Here is a 4,494-nt window from a genome sequence, read left to right as displayed (position 1 = left end):
CTCATATCCTAGATACCACTACCTAGTAGAATTAGTATGCTCTCCTTAAATACCATGTATTAAATAACACAGTAATTCATATCTTTGGATTAATACCAAAGAGAATGAATGATGATTTATACTTACAAAGGTTTAGAGGTTCTTTATCCGGTCAGTGAACTCAATACACACTATCTAGATCGGATCATATTAACCATGTCGAAAGCATTAAAAGACTATAAGAGAGTTCATGCGTTAAGACTGGATCTGAGACTTCCTGTTTCTGATAGTGAAAAAGATATACTTCGCAGAGATGAGATTTTGAACAACACATTTAATCAAAAAAATATCATTAAACGATTCTTTGAATCCTTGAAGGCAAAAATAAAAGCGCAAGAAAAAAGAATGATAGCGAGTGAGAAAAGGGTATATCCATGTCACCTACGATATGTTTGGTGTAGGGAAAGGAATAAATCTGACAATGACCACTATCACCTTGTCCTGTTTTTTAATAAAGATAGATATTTTAGTAGCGGTTATAGAGATAATGAAGAGAGTTTAGTAAGACTCATTATGGATGCATGGAGTAGTGCACTAGGAGAGTATGTTGATAATGCAGATAGGTTAGTTCAACTTGTTTATAAAGGTACACATTACTTAGACCAAAATAAATATGACTTCGAGAATAAATACCAGGCCCTCTTTACGAGACTCAGTTACTTTGCCAAAAATAGAACGAAGCATTACGGTGAAGGAAAACGTTGCTTTGGAACGAGTCAAGGGTGATAGCCAATATACACACCTGTTTAGTATTTCGAAACGTGATTGCTCTTTAGATTGATTATAAGTGTAGAGATAACTGGAATAGCATATGGCCTCTTAGTTTTAATCTGCCATTCGGAGTGTACTAGATAAGCACACAGCATTCGGTAGTAAGGTCATGCGCCGCTGGTATATTGGCCTCGATAACAACAGTAGTGTTAATGATATCCGTCCTCAGAACCCTACGTCTGTGTCAGTGTAAATGCCGTCTCACGTACTTAGTTATTCACGTCTTCTTTCTAAATACGCTTCGTTGCGCTCCACAATGACATTGGGAGTCAGACAAAAAAATAGGAAGCTAGGCTTCCTATTTTTACGAACTGCTGAAGATTACGGTTTGGTTAGAGTAACACATGCTTTCCATGGAAAGTTAGCAGGTGCAGGTTTTACTGTATTAACCGTAACGCAGTCTTCGAATGACTGACCTTCAAAGTCTACATCCGTTAGACGATACCAAATACCAACGCCAGTATCAGTGTATTCAATTGATGCGATTTCACCGTGCTGGAATTCACCGATGACCTCGAACGTCATAGGACGACCTTGGTAGTCGATAGCACCAGCGCCAGCTGGACGTAGTCCTCCGATTTCATCAGAACCGATACCAACGCCTGAAGTGTAGCGGAACACAGGCAAGTCTTTGTTAGGCAGTACGCCGTCACCATCAACATCGATAAAGTAATCGATGTGCGGAATATCAAAGTCTAGACCGTTGTCTGCGTAGTACTTCAGAGTATTTTCATAAGCGGCAGTTTTGTATAGTGCGAGGCTGTACTGGGTTAATGCTTGTTTCATCTCTTCAAACTGAACGGACTTAGGCTCTAACAAGACCTGACCAATTTTCTCGATTTGTTGCTCTAACGTGAGTCCGTTTTCGGTCGCCATGGTTAAAGTGCTTGCAGAGATAACGAGCAGCACAGTGCTGGTATCGCCAGCGTTAGAAAGGTTGACGTTATAGAAGTTAATATCGTCTGCCCATTGCGCAGGGTCATAACTGTAAAGGCTTAGCAGCTCAGAGGTGGTTTCATGTACCGCCTCATCAAAGGACTGTCCGGCTTGTACCTTTGCCATGATACTGGCTTTCATGGCCGCTGTAGCAACATTGAAGTTCACTTGTGTCGTCGCGTTTATATCGACAAAAGCGCTCATGCGCATCTGCTCATCACTTTTTCCTGTCAGCTCATTAAAGTAATCCCCCTGTGCAACGAGCTCGACATAAGGCGTATTGAATCGCTCATTCATGTTGTAATTACCTTCATAGTCCTCTATTTGAGTAGTGTAGGAGATGTCGGTTTTTTCTAAGTCTTGGTTAAGTTCATAGGCGGTGACGACTGAACCAGGTTGTAGAGGACCTTTCTGTACTGCACCACCAAATTGATATAATTGCCCTGAGTCGTTATTGTCACGCTCGCCAGAAGAGCCGCCACATCCGATTAAGGCTAAAGGAACCGTAAAGAGAGCGATGGTAAGTAGGGGTTTAGATAGGTTCATTCTATTTCTCCATAATAAGTTTTAGAGGGTACTATTTTGTTTAATTCAAGATGAGAGTCAGCGATATCAAACAGCTCTTGAACTTCAGAGGCGAGCAGAGTTGCATCCGTTTGAAGTTCAAAGCGAAAGCTCGACATGGTGGCCTCCTGGATGTTGCTAAGAGGTAAGGTGTTCAACTTGGTATGCGAGTGTGTCCGCCAAACGAGATAAGGACTTCCCTGATGGAGTACGAGACTTATTGGTTGAACGTTAGTTAGGCGCAGAGCGTCATCGCCTTCGTTTATCTGTAATGAGATAAGACGCTGTTGAAGTGTCGCTAGGCATACAATCTGGAAAACCTGAATATCGACTTGAATGTGGTTACTTAATGGGTTTTGGATGGTGATAGGAACTTTAGATGACCAATGATTTTGAAGGTTATTGATGTCTTCAGGGGTTATGTTCGAGAGAAAGTCATCTAAGAGTAGAGTAAGGCTGTTAGGCAGATGATGCTTGGTTGACTCGATGAGCCAATAGAGCAATACCGCTTCGTGAGCCGTTGTGCTCATCTTCAGAGCTTCGGTTTTTTGGTAGCCAAAGGGTTTGTCTCTATCATCCACCATGATATTGGGAAACATGGCACAGATAGCGGACAGATTACGTTGGATAGTGCGTAAGGAACGCTCTAAACCAAGCGGGGACAATTGAGCTTGAATTTGCCTAGCGGTGACTTTCTTATTGTAAGGAATAAGGTTGTAAATCGCCAAGATAAGCTCAAGGTGATACTGAGTTTGGTTAGGTTGCGTCATGGTCAGTTCAACAAGGTTCGTTCTGTTGGGCATGACAATATCAAAAAGGTGCGACAAAGCTCGTCGTATCAATGCTTTAAGCAAAAATGATACGACGCAATTTGTCACACCTACGTCATGAAGTGTCGTGATTAAAGGGGCAGAGGCTTATTTTCCAAGGATGGATAAATCGATCTCGTCAAAATCCATGCTTGAAAGATGTCGAGCGAACGTTTTCATCCATACCTGAAGAAGGTCGATTACTTCTGGGTGTTCAAGGTTTACCGCCCCTGTATCGGGCTGATAACACCATCCCTTGGCAAGGTGGAAGTACAGTTCAGGCTGAACGTTGAGCGCGCTCTCAAACGGGTAAGAAAAGCTGGCAAAGAAGACAATCTGCCAGGGCTCTGAATTTGCAGTGCGTTTGAACTGCACTTCAACAGGATGAATACCTCGACCATGGCGGTAGTAGCTTAATTGGCGGCAAGTCAAGAGCAACTGTTTGGCATTGTCAGGTAAAGAGTACCCCTTAAATAGATTCTCCAATAGTTGATGCAATTGTGGCGCTAAAGAAACGCCACCATAAATCGTGTTGATCATAGCCACCCCTTTTCTGCAAACGAGACACTGCTTTCTCCTACAACGATATGGTCAAGCACCCTGACATCCACTAACGCTAAAGCGTCGATAAGCTTACGTGTGATACGCCTATCCGCTTGAGATGGGGAAGGGTCACCAGAAGGGTGGTTATGCGCAAGTATGACCGCCGCCGCATTCACTTCCAAGACGCTTTTGACGACCTCGCGCGGATAAACGCTGGCGGAGTCAATGGTGCCTTTGAAGAGTGATTTAAACTCGATGACACGGTGTTGGTTATCAAGTAGTAGCAGAGCGAAAACCTCGTGCTCCGCACTGGCTAGTTTGAATCGAACATACTCTTTGGTTGCTTCCGGGTTACAAAGGGCATTACCTCGAACGTAGCGGTTAGCGAGGATTTCAGCAGCATGCTCTAGGATTTCATTTTCTTGATGTTTCTTTTGTTTTTGGTAGTGAAGGTGATTGCTCGACATAGGTCCTCCAAGTGTTAAACGATAGGTACTTCACTAAGAGGACATATATCTGAAAGTAATTAGATTAAGAGTGAAGAAGAGTCCTGAACGTTTTTCTAACACAGCGTTACCCCATGGGTAAATGAATTAGGAGTAGGTCCCATGAGATTTTTAAAGATGAAAGAAGTGATGGAAAAGACTGAATTAAGCCGTTCGGCTATCTACCGAAAAATGAACGAGGATGCTTTCCCGAAGTCGGTCAACTTTGGTGACCGTGCGGTAGCATGGGTAGAAAGTGAAGTAGGTGATTGGGTTGAGAGCATTCTATTGACACGTTGATGTGAGGGAAGTCAGCTACTTTGATTTGAGCTATTTATGAATATATA

6 protein-coding genes are annotated in these 4,494 nt (G+C 42.8%); 2 read left to right on the top strand and 4 right to left on the bottom strand.

The features are described 5' to 3' along the window. Positions 1–108 precede the first annotated feature (108 nt). Positions 109–765, top strand: a complete 657-nt coding sequence (locus CAG69_RS10810; RefSeq protein WP_025631520.1) for an inovirus Gp2 family protein — start codon at positions 109–111, stop codon at positions 763–765. A 366-nt stretch (positions 766–1,131) separates the two neighbouring features. Here CAG69_RS10810 and CAG69_RS10805 read toward each other — a convergent pair whose 3' ends face one another. From CAG69_RS10805 to radC, 4 genes are all read right to left on the bottom strand, one after another. Continuing rightward, positions 1,132–2,292: a hypothetical protein gene (locus CAG69_RS10805; RefSeq protein WP_086046485.1), complete on the bottom strand. Its 1,161-nt coding sequence runs from the start codon at positions 2,290–2,292 to the stop codon at positions 1,132–1,134. Further along, entirely contained in the window at positions 2,289–3,113 is an 825-nt protein-coding gene (locus CAG69_RS10800; protein WP_161444161.1) for a helix-turn-helix transcriptional regulator, read from the bottom strand. Before CAG69_RS10800 ends, CAG69_RS10805 begins: the two co-directional genes overlap by 4 nt. A 114-nt stretch (positions 3,114–3,227) precedes the next feature. After that, entirely contained in the window at positions 3,228–3,659 is a 432-nt protein-coding gene (locus CAG69_RS10795; protein ID WP_161444159.1) for a DUF2787 family protein, read from the bottom strand. After that, on the bottom strand, positions 3,656–4,129 hold the full coding sequence (gene radC, locus CAG69_RS10790) for a RadC family protein (RefSeq protein ID WP_025631524.1): 474 nt from the start codon (positions 4,127–4,129) through the stop codon (positions 3,656–3,658). Before radC ends, CAG69_RS10795 begins: the two co-directional genes overlap by 4 nt. A gap of 141 nt (positions 4,130–4,270) precedes the next feature. Between radC and CAG69_RS10785 the strand changes: the two genes are divergently transcribed. Next, positions 4,271–4,447: an AlpA family transcriptional regulator gene (locus CAG69_RS10785; RefSeq protein WP_161444157.1), complete on the top strand. Its 177-nt coding sequence runs from the start codon at positions 4,271–4,273 to the stop codon at positions 4,445–4,447. Positions 4,448–4,494: the final 47 nt, after the last annotated feature.

Origin of the sequence: Vibrio sp. V43_P6S15P86, from assembly GCF_009904725.1 — a bacterium.
GTDB lineage: Bacteria > Pseudomonadota > Gammaproteobacteria > Enterobacterales > Vibrionaceae > Vibrio > Vibrio diabolicus.
The sequence above is the reverse complement of the archived record's forward strand: the minus strand, read 5'-3'. Positions and strand labels throughout refer to the sequence as shown.

What these genes read in the sequence shown, in the direction of transcription:
- CAG69_RS10805 (WP_086046485.1), bottom strand. Translation starts at nt 2,292, where the DNA reads ATGAACCTATCTAAACCCCTACTTACCATCGCTCTCTTTACGGTTCCT.
- CAG69_RS10810 (WP_025631520.1), top strand. Translation starts at nt 109, where the DNA reads ATGATGATTTATACTTACAAAGGTTTAGAGGTTCTTTATCCGGTCAGT.
- CAG69_RS10800 (WP_161444161.1), bottom strand. Translation starts at nt 3,113, where the DNA reads ATGCCCAACAGAACGAACCTTGTTGAACTGACCATGACGCAACCTAAC.
- CAG69_RS10795 (WP_161444159.1), bottom strand. Translation starts at nt 3,659, where the DNA reads ATGATCAACACGATTTATGGTGGCGTTTCTTTAGCGCCACAATTGCAT.
- CAG69_RS10785 (WP_161444157.1), top strand. Translation starts at nt 4,271, where the DNA reads ATGAGATTTTTAAAGATGAAAGAAGTGATGGAAAAGACTGAATTAAGC.
- radC (WP_025631524.1), bottom strand. Translation starts at nt 4,129, where the DNA reads ATGTCGAGCAATCACCTTCACTACCAAAAACAAAAGAAACATCAAGAA.